The organism is Methylobacterium sp. J-072, from assembly GCF_022829425.1.
GTDB lineage: Bacteria > Pseudomonadota > Alphaproteobacteria > Rhizobiales > Beijerinckiaceae > Methylobacterium.
On the sequence record NZ_JAKSYK010000142.1, the window covers coordinates 1 to 323 of the forward strand.

The following is a 323-nucleotide window of genomic DNA, read 5'->3' on the forward strand; positions in this document are numbered from 1 at the left end:
CAAAAGGGGACCAGATCATAAAGTCGATCGGGCAGGCCGCCCGGATCGGGATCTGCGAGGAGGCGGATGCCAAGGTCCACCTGTTCCTGCACGTGAAGGTGCGCGAGAACTGGGTCGACGACCCGGCGCGCTACCGCGCGCTGGGCCTGGAATTCCCGCGCGGCTGAAAAGGGTTCCCAAAGCGCTTAGGACTTAGGCGAGGGTCGAGGGCGGAGACCCTCATGCATCGGCCGGAGTCCGACAGAAGCGCGCTGACCTACACCTGCAAAAGGTCGAAGACCTTTTGAAACCAGGATTGTCCGCCGCCAATGCGCTCAGCCGAG

General features: G+C 63.2%; 1 pseudogene. It reads left to right on the forward strand.

What is annotated here, in order from left to right:
• Positions 1–167: pseudogene (locus MKK67_RS16115) on the forward strand (GTPase Era); the annotation flags it as partial.
• Positions 168–323 lie beyond the last annotated feature (156 nt).